The sequence below is a fragment of the Erwinia aphidicola genome, from assembly GCF_014773485.1.
In the GTDB taxonomy this organism is placed as follows: domain Bacteria; phylum Pseudomonadota; class Gammaproteobacteria; order Enterobacterales; family Enterobacteriaceae; genus Erwinia; species Erwinia aphidicola.
Map to the genome: position 1 here is coordinate 378737 of NZ_JACXBP010000001.1, position 17908 is coordinate 396644.

General features: G+C 58.0%; 14 protein-coding genes and 1 pseudogene. 10 read left to right on the forward strand and 5 right to left on the reverse strand.

Going from position 1 to position 17908, the window contains the following annotated elements; translation table 11 throughout:
- The first annotated feature begins 94 nt into the window (after positions 1 to 94).
- A complete protein-coding gene (locus ID864_RS01815; RefSeq protein WP_048915735.1) occupies positions 95 to 1168 on the forward strand; it encodes an acyltransferase family protein in 1074 nt (357 codons plus the stop codon).
- A gap of 60 nt (positions 1169 to 1228) precedes the next feature.
- On the opposite strand, the gene pcaD is transcribed toward ID864_RS01815, so the two are convergent.
- From pcaD to ID864_RS01835, 4 genes and pseudogenes are all read right to left on the reverse strand, one after another.
- On the reverse strand, positions 1229 to 1984 hold the full coding sequence (gene pcaD, locus ID864_RS01820) for a 3-oxoadipate enol-lactonase (protein WP_099753913.1): 756 nt from the start codon (positions 1982 to 1984) through the stop codon (positions 1229 to 1231).
- A 1-nt stretch (position 1985) separates the two neighbouring features.
- The gene (gene pcaF / locus ID864_RS01825) at positions 1986 to 3188 is read right to left on the reverse strand and encodes a 3-oxoadipyl-CoA thiolase (protein ID WP_191149320.1); all 1203 of its coding nucleotides are present in this window, start codon (positions 3186 to 3188) and stop codon (positions 1986 to 1988) included.
- Positions 3181 to 3844: pseudogene (locus ID864_RS01830) on the reverse strand (3-oxoacid CoA-transferase subunit B). Before ID864_RS01830 ends, pcaF begins: the two are co-directional and overlap by 8 nt.
- 4 nt (positions 3845 to 3848) lie before the next feature.
- Positions 3849 to 4544, reverse strand: a complete 696-nt coding sequence (locus ID864_RS01835) for a 3-oxoacid CoA-transferase subunit A (protein WP_048915739.1) — start codon at positions 4542 to 4544, stop codon at positions 3849 to 3851.
- Between the two features lie 209 nt (positions 4545 to 4753).
- Here ID864_RS01835 and ID864_RS01840 point away from each other — a divergent pair, with 209 nt between their 5' ends.
- From ID864_RS01840 to catA, 3 genes are read left to right on the forward strand one after another with little or no spacing between them, the layout of a single operon-like run.
- On the forward strand, positions 4754 to 5863 hold the full coding sequence (locus ID864_RS01840) for a muconate/chloromuconate family cycloisomerase (protein WP_048915740.1): 1110 nt from the start codon (positions 4754 to 4756) through the stop codon (positions 5861 to 5863).
- Positions 5864 to 5880: 17 nt separating this feature from the next.
- On the forward strand, positions 5881 to 6171 hold the full coding sequence (gene catC, locus ID864_RS01845; RefSeq protein ID WP_048915741.1) for a muconolactone Delta-isomerase: 291 nt from the start codon (positions 5881 to 5883) through the stop codon (positions 6169 to 6171).
- 42 nt (positions 6172 to 6213) lie between these two features.
- The gene (gene catA / locus ID864_RS01850) at positions 6214 to 7134 is read left to right on the forward strand and encodes a catechol 1,2-dioxygenase (protein WP_099753909.1); all 921 of its coding nucleotides are present in this window, start codon (positions 6214 to 6216) and stop codon (positions 7132 to 7134) included.
- Positions 7135 to 7182: 48 nt separating this feature from the next.
- Here the strand turns inward: catA and putA are convergent, their stop codons facing one another.
- Positions 7183 to 11133 carry a trifunctional transcriptional regulator/proline dehydrogenase/L-glutamate gamma-semialdehyde dehydrogenase gene (putA, locus tag ID864_RS01855; RefSeq protein ID WP_191149321.1) on the reverse strand — a complete coding sequence of 1317 codons (3951 nt, stop codon included), beginning with the start codon at positions 11131 to 11133 and terminating at the stop codon, positions 7183 to 7185.
- A gap of 432 nt (positions 11134 to 11565) precedes the next feature.
- On the opposite strand from putA, the gene putP reads away from it, so the two are divergent.
- From putP to phoH, 6 genes are all read left to right on the forward strand, one after another.
- The gene (putP, locus tag ID864_RS01860; RefSeq protein WP_048915744.1) at positions 11566 to 13050 is read left to right on the forward strand and encodes a sodium/proline symporter PutP; all 1485 of its coding nucleotides are present in this window, start codon (positions 11566 to 11568) and stop codon (positions 13048 to 13050) included.
- Between the two features lie 204 nt (positions 13051 to 13254).
- On the forward strand, positions 13255 to 14088 hold the full coding sequence (efeU, locus tag ID864_RS01865) for an iron uptake transporter permease EfeU (protein ID WP_048915745.1): 834 nt from the start codon (positions 13255 to 13257) through the stop codon (positions 14086 to 14088).
- Between the two features lie 55 nt (positions 14089 to 14143).
- Positions 14144 to 15271 (forward strand): iron uptake system protein EfeO, encoded by a 1128-nt coding sequence (gene efeO / locus ID864_RS01870; RefSeq protein ID WP_048915746.1) that lies wholly within the window; start codon positions 14144 to 14146, stop codon positions 15269 to 15271.
- A 6-nt stretch (positions 15272 to 15277) separates the two neighbouring features.
- Positions 15278 to 16561 (forward strand): iron uptake transporter deferrochelatase/peroxidase subunit, encoded by a 1284-nt coding sequence (gene efeB, locus ID864_RS01875; RefSeq protein WP_191149322.1) that lies wholly within the window; start codon positions 15278 to 15280, stop codon positions 16559 to 16561.
- Positions 16562 to 16837: 276 nt separating this feature from the next.
- Positions 16838 to 17050, forward strand: coding sequence for a hypothetical protein (locus ID864_RS01880; protein ID WP_048915748.1), 213 nt, complete (start codon positions 16838 to 16840; stop codon positions 17048 to 17050).
- A 64-nt stretch (positions 17051 to 17114) separates the two neighbouring features.
- Entirely contained in the window at positions 17115 to 17903 is a 789-nt protein-coding gene (phoH, locus tag ID864_RS01885; protein WP_048915749.1) for a phosphate starvation-inducible protein PhoH, read from the forward strand.
- Positions 17904 to 17908: the final 5 nt, after the last annotated feature.

Below are 17908 nucleotides of genomic sequence, written 5' to 3' on the forward strand. Positions count from 1 at the left end.
AATATAAAAATAATTAATCAGTATCCATTCTGGCATGACGGAGGATGTACCAGAACCCTTTACCAACATCGGACCACTACAGCTGGAGTATTTAATGAATACACCTCAGAAGAAAGAGATCGCCTGGGTAAATACCCTGAAAGGCGGTTGTATTTTGCTTGTTGTGCTTTACCACGTCGTTTTACCCGGTTATGCCGAAATGGTTTCTCATCTTACTGCCGGGCTGTTACCGGCTAAACTATGGGTGGCCTTTAATAACACTCTATCTCCGTTACGAATGCCGGCATTTTTCTTTGTCTCCGGCCTGCTGGCGGCAAATGCTATTTCTAACCGGCCCTGGAAACAGGTGTTCACTTCACGCGTCACCAATCTTTTTTATCTCTATTTTCTCTGGGGCGTGATCCAGTGGCTGATGATTAATGGCGTATCCAACAATATCATGGGCGATCATCTGTCGGATAATATCAACGCCGCCTGGGCCGAAACCCCCTGGCAGTTTCTCAAGCTGATGCTGCTGGCGATGAGCTCCTCCTGGTATCTGTATGCGCTGGGGTTGTTCTTCCTGGCTGCCAAGCTGTTCCGCCAGCAAAAAACGCTGGTGATGCTGGCGGCGGTGCTGCTGAACTATGCGGCAGTTACCAAAGTGATCCCAGGCTGGGGACCGGAAAGCCTGTCGCAATACTTTATCTTCTTCCTGTTTGGCTCATTTTACAGTGCGATCCTGATCCGCTGGAGCGAATGGCGGCGGGATAACGTGCTACCGTGGATGGTACTGCTGGCGCTGTCGCTGGTGCACATCTGGCTGGGCCTGGATAAGAGCCTGTTCCTGTGCGTGCTGGCAATTCTCGGCTGCATCGCCGCCTGCCGTCTCCTTAATCAGTACTTCAGCATGAAGTGGCTCAACTGGGTGGGGAAAAACACGCTGCAAATCTATGTGCTGCACCGCATCTTTATTGAGTTCTTTGGTATGTCGGCGATCCTGTTTGCCGTCAGCCATCAGCTGTTTGCCAGTAAAGCATTTTCCATGCTGTGGGCAATCGCTTTCCCGCTGGTGATGGTGGGGCTGTGCGTCGCCTGTTCGGTGGGGATCTGGACGCTGCTGAACCGCGGCTGGGGTAAATCGCTGTTTATCTACCCGAAGCTGCTGCGCATGAAGTTCGATAGCTAAGTCGCGAAGGGAGCATGCCTGAAGAGGGTCGGGCATGCCCGACCCCCTGCGGCCGGTGCGTCACGTATGCAGGAAATTCACCACGCTAGTGTTAAATTCCTCTGGGCAGGCGATGTTGGACAGATGTGCCGCCGGTAGCACCTCCAGACGAGCTTTGGCGATATGCTGATGCAGCCACTGGGCCTGGACCAGCGGGGTAATGGTGTCAAATTCTCCGGCGACAACCAGCAGCGGCAGGTTAATCCGCCCGGCATCAGCATGCAGGTCAGCCTGAGCCAGGACATCGCAGCACGCGGCATAGCCGACGGCACTGCCGTGTGACAGCTGCATCACCAGTCGGCTGACTTGAGGATGCGCATGGCGGATAAATTCTGGGGTAAACCAGCGTGCGGAAGAGCCGGCAGCCACCGCTGACAACCCCTGTTCGCGTACCTGCCGCGCCCGCTGCAGCCAGGCCTCCTCACTGCCGATACGCGCGGCCGTATTGGCCACCACCATTTTTCGGAAACGGGCAGGGTAATGACGCGCCAGCCATAATCCGGTTAATCCCCCCATCGAGATACCGCAGAAGCTGGCATTTTCCACGTCGAGATGATCGAGCAGGGCGATAACGTCGCGCCCGAGGATCTCCAGATTCAGCTCACAGCTGGGTAGCGGTGTGCTGCCGTGCCCGCGTGGGTTATAGCGCAGCACGTTAAAGTCGCGGGTCAGGGCCGCCATTTGCGGCTGCCACATATCCCAGGTGGTGCCTAATGAGTTGGCCAGCACCAGCATCGGAGCTTCTTTCGGGCCATCCAGGCGATATTCAATATTCATCTCAACTCCTTTCAATGATCAGCGCAATGCCCTGGCCGACACCAATACACATTGCGCAGAGTCCAAAGCGTGCGCCGCTTTTTTGTAGTTGCCAGGCGGCATTCATCACCAGCCGGGCGCCGGATGCGCCCAGCGGGTGGCCGAGGGCGATGGCTCCGCCGTTTGGATTAACGTGCGCAGCGTTATCGGGTAAGCCAAGATCGCGCATCACCGCCAACACCTGGGCGGCAAAGGCCTCATTCAGTTCGATCACATCAATCTGATCCAGCCTCAGTTTTGCCTGGCTCAGGACCTTACGAATCGCACCGGCGGGGCCAAACCCCATCAGTGCGGGTTCAATGCCGCTCACCGCGCTGGAAACAATCCGCGCCATCGGCTGCAGCTGATACTGCTGCACGGCGCGCTCGCTGGCCAGCAGCAGGGCACAGGCGCCGTCATTCAGACCCGAAGCATTGCCGGCGGTGATGCTGCCCTGCGGATGGACCACCGGCTTGAGTTTTGCCAGCATCTCCAGCGTGGTGTGACGTGGATGCTCATCGCGCACCATGTGCAGGGCGGCCCCTTTGCGCTGAGGAATGGTCACGTCCATCAGCTGCGGTTGATAAAATCCGCTCTCCTGAGCGTCGACCGTGCGCTGCTGGCTACGCAGGGCGTAAGCATCCTGATCGGCGCGGCTAATAGTAAACTTCAGCGCGACATTTTCTGCCGTTTGCGGCATCGATTCGACACCGTAAAGGGCGTCCATTTGCGGATTAATCAAGCGCCAGCCCATGGTCGTGTCCTCCAGCTTCATACTGCGGCTGAAGGGGTGCTCTGCTTTGCCCATCACAAAAGGAGCGCGCGACATGCTTTCCACCCCGCCCGCGATCGCCAGTGAGGCTTCGCCGCTTTTGATCGCCCGCGCGGCTATGGCGACCGCATCAAGACTGGACCCGCATAAGCGGTTAATGGTGCAGCCGGGCACAGAAGCGGGTAGCCCGGCCAGCAGCAGCGCCATGCGTGCGACATTGCGGTTATCTTCCCCGGCCTGATTCGCACAGCCGTAAAGCACATCATCCAGCGCCTGCCAGTCCAGACGCTGGTAACGCTCGAACAGGGCCTTCAGCGGCAGGGCAGCAAGATCGTCGGTGCGAACCGTTGCCAGGCTGCCGTTGAGCTTGCCGAACGGGGTACGAACGGCATCACACAGCCATGCACTATTCATCAGCTCCTCCTGGGGCAAACGTCAGCGCCACCGGGGTAATTGCCTGCAGCTGCTGCGGGGTGATATCGGTTAATATCTCCCGCACCCTCAGTCCCTGCGGGCTGACATCCATCACGGCCAGATCGCTGTAAATCCGGCTGATGCAGCCAATGCCGGTCAGCGGATAGCTGCACTGCGCCACGATTTTGCACTGCCCTTTTTTCGTCAGATGTTCAGTCATTACAAACACCTGACGCGCCCCGCTGGCCAGATCCATCGCGCCGCCGACCGCCGGAATCGCGCCGGGTTGACCGGTGCTCCAGTTGGCCAGATCGCCATATTGCGACACCTGGTAAGCGCCAAGCACGCAAATGTCGAGGTTGCCCCCCGCGCATCATGGCAAACGAATCCCCGTGATGAAAATAACAGCCGCCTGGCAGCAGCGTGACGGGCTGCTTACCCGCGTTGATCAGGTCTGGGTCCTCATTGCCACTGGCAGGTGCCGGGCCCATGCCAAGGATGCCGTTCTCGCTGTGCAGGAAAATATCTTTATTGGCGGGAAGATAGTTGGCGATTTGCGTTGGCAGGCCGATGCCAAGATTGACGTAGGCTCCGTCCGGGATATCGCGGGCGATGCGCTGCGCCAGCTGGTTATGCGTGAGGCGGATGAGTTGCATTGTGTCACGCTCCTGAGGCGATCGTTGCGGGGCAGAGATTGGCTGAACAGACCACGCGCTGCACAAAAATACCGGGAGTCACCACCGCCTCCGGGTCCAGCTTGCCCAGCGCGACGTGGCGGGAGACCTCAGCGATGGTGCAGCGGGCAGCCATCGCCATAATCGGGTTGAAGTTGCGTGCCGCTTTGCGATAGACCAGGTTACCCCAGCGATCACCGCACTGTGCTTTGATCAGGGCAAAGTCTGCCTTCAGCGCCAGTTCCAGCACGTACTGCCGCCCCTCAATTTCGCGCGTCTCTTTGCCCGCAGCCAGCTCAGTACCGAAACCCGTTGGGGTAAAAATGGCCCCCAGCCCGCTGCCACCCGCCTGAATACGCGCCACAAGATTGCCCTGAGGCACCAGCTCCAGCTCAATCTCTCCGCGGCGGTAGAGGTCGTCAAATACCCATGAGTCACTCTGGCGCGGAAAGGAACAGATCATCTTGCGCACGCACCCCGCTTTGAGCAGTAGCGCCAGACCCGAATCAGCGTTGCCAGCGTTGTTGCTTACCAGCGTGAGGTTCTGCGGCCGCCGCCGAATCAGTGCGTCCAGCAGCGCATAGGGCTGTCCTGCCGGGCCAAATCCGCCAATCATTAGCGTGGCACCATCGTGAATGTCAGCCACGGCTTCATCGGCCAAAAACAGACTTTTGTCGATCATCTCGCTCCTCCTGAGTTGGAGTCATCAGGGTGCTGACTTCACCGGTGAAAAAATAACCTAAAAGTGTCATTGGCACTAAAAGACGGTTTTATCGCAAGTTATGTGAGCTGGGGCGAACAGGCGCGATCTGCGCATCCTGATACCGCGGGTCAATCATTTTCAGCAGGATTTGGCTATCCCCGATCGGCAGGGTTCTATAGCGTAAAGCGATGATCAAAACTATTGAAACGCTGCTTCTTGATGTTCCTGCTATCCGTCCACATCGCCTGGCAATGGCCACGCTTCGGGTGCAAACGCTGGTGCTGGTCCATCTGGTGTGTGAGGACGGGTTTGAGGGCTGGGGAGAAGCCACCACCATTGGTGGCCTGAGCTACGGCGACGAAAGCCCCGAGAGCGTCAAAGTCAATATTGACCGCTGGATGACGCCGTTACTGATCGGTCAGGATGCGCGCCGCATCGCCCAGCTGATGGCGCGCCTGAATAAATCAGTGCAGGGCAACCGCTTTGCTAAATGCGCAATTGAAACCGCCTTGCTGGACGCTCAGGCACGGCGCCTGAATATTGCGCTCAGTGAACTGCTGGGAGGACGGGTGCGCGATGCGCTACCGGTGGCCTGGACGTTGGCCAGCGGCAGCACCGATAAAGATATTGCCGAAGCCCGGCAGATGTTAGCCCTGCGCCGTCATCGTATTTTTAAACTCAAAATCGGCCTGCGCGATGTCGATGCGGACGTAGCGCACGCGCTGGCCATCAGGCATGCGTTGGGGGATGAGGTCAGCGTGCGCGTCGACGTTAACCAGGCCTGGAGCGAGCGACAGGCCGAGCGCGGAATGGCAGCACTGGAAGCCGGCGGCATTGAGGCGGTTGAGCAGCCGATTGCGGCAGAAAATCGTGCCGGGCTGGCGCGACTGGCGCGGCGTTTCAGCCTGCCGGTCATCGCTGACGAAGCGCTGAAAGGGCCGCACGATGCCTTCGAGCTTGCCCGCCATGCTGCCGCTGATGTGTTCTCGATAAAAATTACCCAGTCCGGCGGGCTGACGCAGGCGCGCCGGGTTGCCGATATTGCCCAGCTGGCAGATATCGCGCTTTACGGGGGCACTATGCTGGAAGGCGCCGTAGGCACGGCCGCCACGGCGCATCTCTGCTCCACCTTCAACGATTTGAGTTTCGGCACTGAGCTGTTTGGCCCGCTGCTGCTGACCGAAGATATTCTCAGTGAACCGCTAGTTTATCGTGATTTTATGCTGCAGGTCCCGACCGGGCCTGGGCTAGGCATTGCCCTCGATCGCGACAAAATCGCGGCGCTGCGGCGCCCTTAACAGGAGGAAATATCACCATGCTGTTTCACGTAACCATGGATGTGAATTTGCCGCAGACGATGGCGGAAAATGTCGCCAGCGAACTTAAGGCACGGGAAAAAGCTTACTCTCAGGCGCTTCAGCGCTGCGGCAAGTGGCGACATATCTGGCGCATTGCCGGGCACTACTCCAACGTCAGCGTATTTGACGTGGACAGCGTTGAGGAGTTGCACCAGCTGCTGAGTGAGCTGCCGCTTTACCCCTTTATGACGATGCAGATAGTGCCACTGTGCCGCCATCCTTCAGCGGTCCGCGTGGATGACCGTTAAAACTTTTCTCTGCCTGAGCTGTACCTGAAATGGAGCGTCAATATGAACAGCAAAGAGATCGACAACCTGGTTAACCGCTTTATCGTCAAAACCGCGAAAGGCACGGTGAACCCACGTATTCAGCAGGTCACCGTTCGTCTCCTGAGCGATCTGTTTAAGGCGATTGAGGATCTGGACCTGCAGCAAACAGAGATCTGGAAAGGGCTGGAATATCTGGCCGATACCGGTATCGCTCAGGAAATGGGGCTGCTGGCGGCGGGAACCGGACTGGAGCGTTTTATGGATATCCGGGCGGATGAGGCCGAAATCAAGGCGGGGCTGCACGGCGGGACACCACGCACCATCGAAGGCCCACTCTATGTGGCCGGGGCGCCAGTCTGTCAGGCCTGGGCGCGACTGGACGATGGTTCTGAAGATAACCAGGGCGAAGTGCTGTTTATGCAGGGCACGGTATGGAACGAAAAGGGTCAACCGCTACCCGGCGCCAGCGTTGAAGTCTGGCATGCCAATACCCTCGGTAATTATTCGTTCTTCGATAAAAGTCAGAGCGCGTTTAACCTGCGTCGTACCCTTATTACCGATCGACAAGGGCGCTATCAGTTCCGCAGCATTGTGCCGTCAGGCTATGGCTGCCCCCCTGACGGGCCGGTGCAGCATCTGCTTAATCAGCTGGGGCGGCACGGTCGGCGTCCGGCTCATATTCACTTTTTCGTGACTGCCGCCGGCTACCGTAAGTTAACCACCCAGATCAACATTGATGGTGATGAATACCTGTGGGACGACTTTGCTTTTGCCAGCCGCGAAGGCCTGGTGCCTGAAGTCCATAAAGTGAACTCGCCAGAACAGATAGCCAGTAAAAATCTGAGTAAACCCTTCACCTCAATCGACTTCGACTTCACGCTCTATCAGGAGCGCGCTGCCGTGCCTGACTCGGTCGTTGAACGCCGACATGCGCAGGGATAGATGAGACGGGTCGACCGCAGTAACCGGTCGACCCGGGCAATGTGCTGATTAACCAATCGTCATCAGACTGGCATTTCCCCCCGCCGCAGCGGTATTGACGCTCAGCGAACGCTCCAGCAGCAGGCGCTCCAGCAGCAAATTGGTTTCGCCGCGGGCAAAGCCCTGCACCGAAACAATTGCGCCGTCGCGGGCCGCTACGGCTTCACACAGGCTGCGCAGCTGATCGGCATCGCCATGATAAATCACCGCATCAAAGGTGGTGCTCTCCAGCGGCTTTGCGGCCAGCGAAATACGCTGCTGCACAATCGCAGGGAGCTGCTGGCGCAGAGTGCGATGCAGATCGTCGTCCGCCCACAGCGCCTGGCTACCGACTGCCGTCACGGCCGCCAGCTGCACCAGCGCGTCCTGCTCGTTATCCGCCAGGCACAGCACCTGTTCGCGCGGCAGCAGGGCAAAGGTGTTGCGCTCGCCGGTTGGGCCAGGCAGCAGGCGTACGGTTCCACCCTGGCCCAGCGCCTCGTAGCGCGCACAGCAGGCGGCGAGTTCCGGACGATCTTTCGCCCATTCGCTTAGCGCCTGATGCGACGCCAGCAGAGCAGGGCGCAGAACGGCATCGACCGGGCGCTCTTTATCCTGACGATCGAGCGTCACGCGCAGTGCGCCGTCCGGGCGGTGCGACAGCAGGCGGTAAAGATAGAGCGGGCCACCGGCTTTCGGACCGGTGCCGGAGAGACCCTCGCCGCCAAACGGCTGCACCCCGACCACGGCACCGACCATGTTGCGGTTAACGTACAGGTTGCCAACGTGGGCTTTCTGCGTTACCTGAGCAATGGTCTCATCAATACGCGTGTGCACGCCGAGCGTCAGACCGTAACCTGAGGCATTAATATGCTCGATAATCTGCGGCAGCGCGTTACGCGCATAGCGCACCACGTGCAGTACCGGGCCAAACACCTCTTTGGTCAGGTCCGTCACGCTGTTCAGCTCAATCAGCGTTGGCATCACAAAGGTACCGGTCTGCCATTCGTGGCGATCTGCTGCCTGCGGCTGCGCGGCCTGGAACACGCTAAAGCCCTTGCTGCGCATAGTCTGGATATGCTCATCAATATTGCTTTTGGCCTCGGCATCAATCACCGGGCCGATATCGGTTGAGAAGCGCTCCGGGTTGCCCATGCGGCACTCGGCCATGGCACCGCGTAGCATCTGCAGCGTGTGCTCCGCCACGTCATCCTGAATACACAGCAGGCGCAGCGCCGAGCAGCGCTGGCCTGCGCTGTCGAACGCCGAAGCGACGATATCCGTCACCACCTGCTCGGTCAGCGCCGAGGAGTCGACGATCATCGCGTTCATGCCGCCGGTCTCTGCGATCAGCGGAGTCGGGCGGCCCTGCGGATCGAGGCGCCCGGCAAGGTTACGCTGCAGCAGGGTGGCAACGGCGGTAGAGCCGGTAAACATCACGCCGCGCACGCGCTCGTCCTGCACCAGCTGCGCGCCAACGGTTTCGCCGGCGCCCGGCAGCAGTTGTAATGCGCCAACCGGCACGCCAGCCTCATGCATAATGGCCACGGCCTGCGCGGCGATCAGCGGGGTCTGCTCGGCCGGCTTCGCCAGCACGCTGTTACCCGCCGCCAGCGCGGCAGCCACCTGGCCGCTGAAGATCGCCAGCGGGAAGTTCCACGGGCTGATGCAGACCACCGGGCCTAGCGGACGGTGGGTCTCGTTATCAAAATCGTCGCGCACCTGGCCCGCATAGTAGTGCAGGAAGTCTACGGCTTCACGTACTTCGGAGATGGCATTGCTAAAGGTTTTACCGGCTTCACGCACCAGAATGCCGATCAGTTGCTGCATCTGGCCTTCCATCATTACTGCGGCGCGTTCGAGTATCGCGGCGCGCTCCTGCGGCGGGGTGGCAAACCAGATCGCTCCTTCGCTGACGGCGGCATTGAGCGCGGCGGAGACTTCTGCGCGGGTGGCGCTGCGCACATAGCCCACCACATCTTTCGGCTCGGCGGGATTAACCACCGCCACGCTTTCACCGCTTTCCCGTTCGGCATCAATCAGCGGCTCTACCTGCCAGCTCTGGCTGGCGCTGTTCAGCAACGCGCTGGAGAGCGAGGCAAGGCGATGCTCGTTAGCGAGATCCAGACCGGCGGAGTTCTGACGTTTCTCACCGTACAGATCGCGCGGCAGCGGGATTTTCGGATGCGGCAGGCCCAGAGCGCCTTCAGCGTGCGCCAGCTTCTCGACCGCTTCCACCGGGTCGGCGACCAGCTCGTCAAGCGGCAGCGTGGCGTCGGCGATACGGTTAACGAACGAGGTGTTAGCGCCGTTTTCCAGCAGGCGGCGCACCAGGTAGGCCAGCAGGGTTTCATGCGTGCCGACCGGAGCATAGATGCGGCAAGGGCGGTTGAGTTTGCCGTCCGCCACTTTACCGACCACCTGCTCGTACAGCGGTTCACCCATGCCGTGCAGGCACTGGAACTCATACTGGCCAGGATAGTAGTTGTTGCCCGCCAGCTGGTAGATGGCTGCCAGCGTGTGGGCATTATGGGTGGCGAACTGCGGATAGATCAGGTTTGGCACCGCCAGCAGCTTGCGCGCGCAGGCCAGGTAAGAGATGTCGGTGTAGACCTTGCGGGTATAGACCGGGTAGCCTTCCAGGCCGTCCATTTGGGCGCGTTTGATTTCGCTGTCCCAGTAGGCGCCTTTCACCAGGCGGATCATCAGGCGGCGACGGCTGCGCTGGGCGAGGTCGGTCAGGTAGTCGATCACCATCGGGCAGCGTTTTTGATACGCCTGAATCACGAAGCCGATACCGTTCCAGCCTTCCAGCTCCGGTTCGAAGCACAGTTTTTCCAGCAGGTCGAGCGACAGCTCAAGGCGGTCGGCCTCTTCAGCATCGATATTAATGCCGATGTCGTAGGAGCGTGCCAGCAGCGTCAGCGATTTAAGGATTGGGTACAGCTCCTCCATCACGCGCTCGTACTGGGCACGGCTGTAGCGCGGGTGCAGTGCGGAAAGCTTAATTGAAATGCCCGGACCCTCATAAATGCCGCGCCCGTTAGAGGCTTTACCAATCGCGTTGATCGCCTGCTGGTAGGAGAGCAGGTAGGCTTTCGCATCCTGCGCCGTCAGCGCCGCTTCGCCCAGCATATCGTAGGAGTAGCGGAAGCCTTTCTCTTCCAGCTTGCGTGCGTTAGCCAGCGCCTCGGCAATGGTCTCTCCGGTGACGAACTGTTCGCCCATCAGGCGCATCGCCATATCCACGCCTTTGCGGATCAGCGGTTCGCCGCTCTTGCCGATAATGCGGTTCAGTGAACGCGACAGGTTCGCTTCGTTGTGGGTGGAGACCAGGCGGCCGGTGAACAGCAGGCCCCAGGTGGCGGCGTTAACGAACATTGACGGGCTGCGGCCAAGGTGGGAGTGCCAGTTACCGTTGCTGATTTTGTCGCGGATCAGGGCATCGCGCGTTGGCTTGTCGGGAATACGCAGCAGCGCTTCCGCGAGGCACATCAGCGCCACGCCTTCCTGAGAGGGTAAAGAGAACTCCTGCAGCAGGCTTTGCACCATTCCGGCGCGCCCCGTTGCACCTTTTTGGTGACGCAGCTTGTCGGCCAGCTGGTAAGCGAGGCGATGCGTGGCTTCCGCCAGCGGCTTCGGTAAACGCGCCTGCTCCAGCAGCATCGGCACTGCTTCGGTCTCCGGGCGGCGCCAGGCGGAAGTGATAGCGGCACGGGCTACGGACTGCGGCAGAATCTGCTCGGCGAAGTCGAGGAACGGCTGATGCTGTGACTCCTCCGGCGGGCGCTCATCGCCCTCTACTTGCTGGCCGTTTGACGGGATCTCCGGCAGCGCGGTGCCCTGTTCCACCTGCTGCAGATAGTTAAATATGGCCTGCTTAATCAGCCAGTGGGGCGTGCGGTCAATCTGCTGCGCTGCCAGTTTAATGCGCTCGCGCGTTACGTCGTCCAGCTTCACGCCCATAGTGGTTGTGCCCATGCCTTACAGCTCCTGAATCAGTAATCAATATTCGATGAGGTGCAATATCACTGATGTTGCAACTTTGTGCAACCCGGTTAAATGTGACCTCGCCCTCATTCCAGAAAAGCGTCATTTTGTTAACGCGAAAAAAGCGGCATGGATATTGCTGCAAGAATCCGGCCAGTTATGAAATGTGACGTAATACCTGGTTTTAAGCGGGTGATGACCAAGGTGCAACCCGGTTAAATGTGACGCAGTGCAACCTGCTGGCATTTGAACGTAACTAGCAGGTGAAATGGCTGTGGAGGATGTGTTAAATCGTTTGTGCGTCAACGCCGATTACGGCAGGATACCGCCCCCGGCAGAAAGCCCCCTGTAAAACGTGCCCCGTTCCGGCAGTTTCACGAGCGTCTTTCGCCTGAGGATACTGATAATAAGTGGAGAATCTGAATGACTGTAAGTACGCCAATGATGGTGACATTTTGTATTTATATTCTCGGCATGGTTTTGATCGGTTTTATTGCTTACCGCTCAACGAAAAACTTTGACGACTATATTCTGGGCGGCCGCAGCCTGGGCAGCGTGGTTACCGCGCTGTCAGCCGGGGCATCTGATATGAGTGGCTGGCTGCTGATGGGCCTGCCTGGGGCCATTTTCCTGTCCGGCATTTCCGAAAGCTGGATCGCTATTGGTCTGACGATCGGCGCTTACCTAAACTGGAAGATTGTTGCTGGCCGTCTGCGCGTGCAGACCGAGCACCATGACAATGCCCTGACGCTGCCGGACTACTTCTCCAGCCGCTTCGAGGATAAGAGCAAAGTTCTGCGGGTGATTTCCGCCCTGATCATTCTGGTGTTCTTCACCATCTATTGTGCCTCTGGCGTGGTGGCTGGTGCGCGTCTGTTCGAAAGCACTTTCGGTATGAGCTATGAAACGGCCCTGTGGGCCGGTGCCGCAGCGACTATCGTTTACACCTTTGTTGGCGGCTTTCTCGCGGTGAGCTGGACCGACACCGTGCAGGCCAGCCTGATGATTTTCGCGCTGATCCTGACGCCGGTCATCGTTATTCTGGCAGTCGGTGGCCTGGGTGATTCACTGGAGGTGATCCGCGCGAAAAGCGTTGAGAACCTCGACATGCTGAAGAACCTTAACTTTATCGCTATCGTCTCCCTGCTGGGCTGGGGCCTGGGCTATTTTGGCCAGCCGCACATCCTGGCGCGCTTCATGGCTGCTGATTCCCACCGCTCGATTCGTAGCGCACGTCGTATCGGCATGACCTGGATGATTCTGTGCCTCGGCGGTGCCGTGGCGGTGGGCTTCTTCGGGATTGCTTACTTCCAGAACCATCCGGATCAGGCTTCCGGCGTGTCTGAAAACGGTGAGCGTATCTTTATCGAACTGACGCGTATTCTGTTCAACCCGTGGATTGCCGGGATCCTGCTGTCGGCCATTCTGGCGGCGGTGATGTCGACGCTGAGCTGCCAGCTGCTGGTCTGTTCCAGCGCGCTGACGGAAGATCTGTATAAAAACTTCCTGCGCAAAAATGCCACTCAGCGCGAGCTGGTGTGGGTAGGGCGCCTGATGGTGCTGCTGGTGGCGGTGATTGCTATTGCCCTGGCGTCTGACCCGAACAACCGCGTGCTGGGCCTGGTGAGCTACGCCTGGGCGGGCTTTGGTGCTGCCTTTGGCCCGGTGGTGCTGCTGTCGCTGATCTGGAAACGCATGACGCGTAACGGCGCGCTGGCGGGGATGATCGTGGGTGCGGCAACCGTGCTTATCTGGAAGCAGTACGCCTGGTTTGGCCTCTACGAAATTATTCCGGGCTTCCTGTTCGCCTGCATCGCGATTGTGCTGTTCAGCCTGCTGGGCAAAGGCCCGTCGGCGGCGGCGCAGCAGCGCTTTGATGCTGCGGAAGCGGAGTATCAGGCAGACTAACGCTCAAGGGCCAGCCCAGTCTGGCCCTTTTCTTTTACGCCCACCCCCACCGTTACATCTGCTTAATGTTTTCCCCCCTCGCAAATCTCGAAAATATCCCCCGGCTGGCTTGTATTTCTTTGGCCGATAATGATAATCGATATCGTTCGTATTTTACTTATCTTTACTGGATTTGACTGAAGTTAACAGTTAGAGGGTTATGGCATGTTTGTCCCGTTTCTCATCATGTTACGCGAAGGGCTGGAGGCGGCGCTGATTGTCAGCCTGATCGCCAGCTACCTGAAGCGTACTCAGCGCAGCCAGTGGTTCCCCGCAATGTGGATTGGGGTGTTTGCCGCTGCTGCGCTCTGCCTTGCCCTTGGCTGGTTTATCAATGAAACCACCGGTGAATTTCCGCAGAAACAGCAGGAGCTGTTTGAGGGTATCGTTGCCGTGGTTGCGGTGGTGGTGCTCACCTGGATGGTGTTCTGGATGCGTAAAGTGTCACGCAACGTGAAGGCACAGCTGGAAGACGCCGTCGACAGCGCCCTGCAGAAGGGCAATAGCAGCGGCTGGGCATTGGTGTTTATGGTCTTTCTTGCCGTGGCGCGTGAAGGGCTTGAGTCGGTATTTTTCCTGCTGGCGGCTTTTCAGCAGGACGTGGGCTACGCGCCCCCGCTCGGCGCGATGCTTGGCCTCGGCACCGCCGTGGTGCTCGGCATGCTGATCTACTGGGGCGGCGTGCGCCTCAACCTGGGCAGTTTCTTCAAATGGACCAGCCTGTTTATCATTTTCGTCGCGGCTGGCCTGGCGGCGGGGGCGATCCGCGCCTTTCATGAAGCCGGTTTATGGAATCACTTCCAGGACGTGGCATTTGATTTCAGTCATACCCTCACGACGCACAGCGTGTTTGGCACTCTGCTGGAAGGCCTGCTGGGCTACCAGGAAGCGCCGAGCGTCAGCGAAGTGGCGATGTGGTTTATCTACCTTGTTCCGGCTCTGCTGCTGTTTGTTATGCCGGGACGTGTTGCAACCTCCACAGCGCCTGGCGTGCGCTGATTCCGCCGGACGGGCCTGGCCCGCCGATGATAATACTTTGACAGGGATTACCTCTATGACCATGCATTTTCGCCGTCATGCGCTGAACGCCGCGCTGCTGGCTGCTATAACGACCTCCGGCGCGGTGCTGGCGGCAGATATTCCTCAGGTTAAGGTCAGCGTAAACGACAAGCAGTGTACCCCGATGACGCTGACGGTGGACGCGGGTAAAACCCAGTTCATCATTAAGAACGACAGCCAGAAAGCGCTGGAGTGGGAGATCCTGAAAGGGGTGATGGTGGTGGAAGAGCGTGAAAACATCGCGCCGTCCTTTACCCAGAAGCTGACCGCCAACCTGGAAGCCGGGGAGTACGATATTACCTGTGGCCTGCTGAGCAACCCGAAAGGTAAGCTGATTGTCAAAGCCAGCGGCAGCAAAGCCAATGATGGCAAGCCGGACGTGCTGCAGCTGGTCGGACCGATTGCCGAGTACAAAGTGTACGTGACCAAAGAAGTCGAGCAGCTGGTTGCCAGTACCAAAGCCTTTACCGATGCGGTGAAAGCCGGAGATCTGGAAAAAGCCAAAGCCCTGTTTGCGCCAACCCGCCAGCACTACGAGCGCATCGAGCCGATCGCCGAACTGTTCTCCGACCTCGACGGTGCCATTGACGCCCGTGAAGATGACTTCGAGAAGAAAGCGGAGGACCCGAATTTCACCGGTTTCCACCGCCTGGAGAAAGTGTTATTTGCTGATAACACCACCCAAGGGATGGATAAATTTGCCGACCAGCTGTACACAAATGTGCTGGATCTGCAGACCCGCATCAACGAACTGGCCTTCCCGCCGGGTAAAGTGGTGGGCGGGGCTGCCGGTCTGATTGAGGAAGTCGCGTCCAGTAAGATTTCGGGTGAAGAAGACCGCTACAGCCGTACCGACCTGTGGGATTTCCAGGCCAATGTTGATGGCGCGCAGAAAATTGTTAACCTGCTGCGCCCGCTGGTGCAGAAACAGAACCCGCAGCTGCTGGCGAAGGTGGACGGTAACTTTAACAAGGTGGACACCATTCTCGCCAGGTACCGTACCAAAGACGGCTATGAATCCTACGACAAACTGACCGATGCGGACCGTACCGCACTGAAAGGCCCTATCACGGCGCTGGCCGAAGACCTTTCTCTGCTACGTGGCACGCTTGGCCTGGACTAATCAGAAATGGCAAAATCCGTTGACGACGTGGCGCTGACGTCACGCCGTCGTTTACTGAAAGGAATGGGCATCCTCAGCGGTGCCTTGGCCGTGGCGGGCGGTTGCCCGGTTCATGCCGCCGCTGAAGGGGACTCTTTCTCACCGGGGGCGTTATCGCCAAATGCCCGTCAGGAAAGCCAGCCGTTTTACGGCAGGCATCAGGCCGGGATCGTCACCCCGCAGCAGGCGTCGATGATGCTGGTGGCCTTCGACGTGCTGGCGACGGATAAGACGAGCCTGCAGCAGCTGTTCAAGCTGCTGACGGCGCGCATCGCGTTTCTCACCCACGGCGGGAAAGCGCCGCGGGTGACCAACCCGCAGCTGCCGCCGATGGACTCCGGCATTCTCGGTGAGGAGATCTACCCGGATAACCTGACGATTACCGTTTCCGTGGGGCAGTCGCTGTTCGATGAGCGCTTTGGGCTGCAGGCGCTGACTCCGCTTAAGCTGCAGCGTATGACCCGGTTCCCCAACGACGCGCTGGATGCCAGCCTGTGTCACGGCGACCTGCTATTACAGATCTGCGCCAATACCAATGACACGGTGATCCACGCGCTGCGCGATATCATCAAGTACACCCCGGACTTGCTCAGCGTACGCTGGCGGCGCGAGGGGTTTATCTCCGACCACGCCGCGCGCAGCAAAGGTAAAGAGACGCCGATTAACCTGCTGGGCTTTAAGGATGGCACGGCGAACCCTGATACGGCAGATACCAGCCTGATGGATTCGATTCTGTGGGTGAGCAAAGGGCAGGGTGAACCGGCATGGACGCTGGGCGGCAGTTATCAGGCGGCACGCATTATTCAGTTCCGCGTGGAGTTCTGGGACCGCACGCCGCTGCGTGAACAGCAGACCATCTTCGGCCGTGAAAAGCACAGCGGCGCACCCCTGGGTATGCACAACGAGCATGATGTGCCGGACTACAGCCAGGATCCGGATGGCGACATTATCCCGCTGGATGCGCATATTCGCCTGGCCAACCCGCGCACGCCGGAAACGCAAAACAACCTGATGCTGCGCCGTGGTTACAGTTATTCGCTGGGCGTTTCCCGTTCCGGCCAGCTGGAAATGGGGCTGCTATTTGTTTGTTATCAGCACGATCTGGAAAAAGGATTTTTAACCGTACAGAAACGATTAAATGGCGAAGCGCTGGAAGAGTATATAAAACCGATCGGCGGGGGCTATTTCTTTGTCCTACCGGGCGTACCTGATGCACAACACTATCTGGCACAGGGATTGCTGGAAGCCTGACCTAATTAGCGGATTTGACTTAAATCCGCTAATTCTCCTTTTAACTTACGCTCCCTCAAAATGACATCAGACAATCTTAACTGATTATAAAACACCCAGCCGCTGTTTTTACTGACGCCATTGTTAATAAAGTGATATTTATAACCTGATGATTAATAGCGTATTATCGAAAGTGTCATTATGCTCGTAAAAAAAGTGTTGCATTTTTTTTGTAAACTGCTGAATATGAAATTGCTGTTGATTTTCGCATATAGTTTCCCACTACGGAGATAGCGAATGCTGAAGTCCTTTAACGGACCACAAGTGAAAAAGTCATACATCGCCTTGATTCGCGAGGAGCTCATTTCCTCGGTAGCTTTCTCTTCTTTTACAATCCAACTGCTGTTCCAACACTCCTTTAAACCTTTTTTGGTGCATAGCCTGCAAGCGTATCGCTATGCATTTTTACCAACGGCTAGACCAGGCTTAAAAGGAAGCCATGACCTCTAAAGCGTTCACGTAATCGCATCGATAATAGGGATGCGGGAAATGAAACCAACTGTAAGGTGCCACTATGGGAAGACAGAAAGCAGTGATCAAAGCTCGTCGTGAAGCAAAACGTGTGCTTCGTAGCGATTCACGCAGTCACCGTCAGCGTGAAGAAGAATCGGTCACCTCGCTGGTGCAGATGGGTGGGCTGGATTCGATTGGCATGGCACGCGATAGCCGCGACCATTCACCGATTGAAGCTAGAAATGAAGCTCAGGCGCACTATCTCAACGCCATAGAAACCAAGCAACTGATCTTCGCTACGGGCGAAGCAGGTTGTGGTAAAACCTGGATCAGCGCCGCAAAAGCGGCCGAGGCCCTGATTCATAAGGATGTTGACAGGATTATAGTGACTCGCCCGGTACTTCAGGCGGATGAGGATTTGGGATTCCTTCCAGGGGATATCTCAGAAAAATTCGCCCCGTATTTCCGGCCGGTATATGACGTTCTGGTTAAACGTCTCGGCTCTTCCTTTATGCAGTACTGCCTGCGTCCCGAAATTGGCAAAGTGGAAATTGCGCCGTTTGCCTACATGCGAGGCCGCACGTTTGAAAACGCCGTGGTGATTCTGGATGAGGCGCAGAACGTCACCGCCGCCCAAATGAAGATGTTCCTGACGCGCCTTGGGGAAAACGTGACCGTCATTGTTAACGGCGATATCACCCAGTGTGATTTACCGTCCCATGTTCAGTCCGGCCTGGCTGACGCGCTGTCGCGCTTCCAGGACGACGAGATGGTGAGCGTGGTCCGTTTCGGAAAAGAGGACTGCGTGCGTTCTCAGCTCTGTCAGCGCACGCTGCTGGCTTACGGTTAATCGCT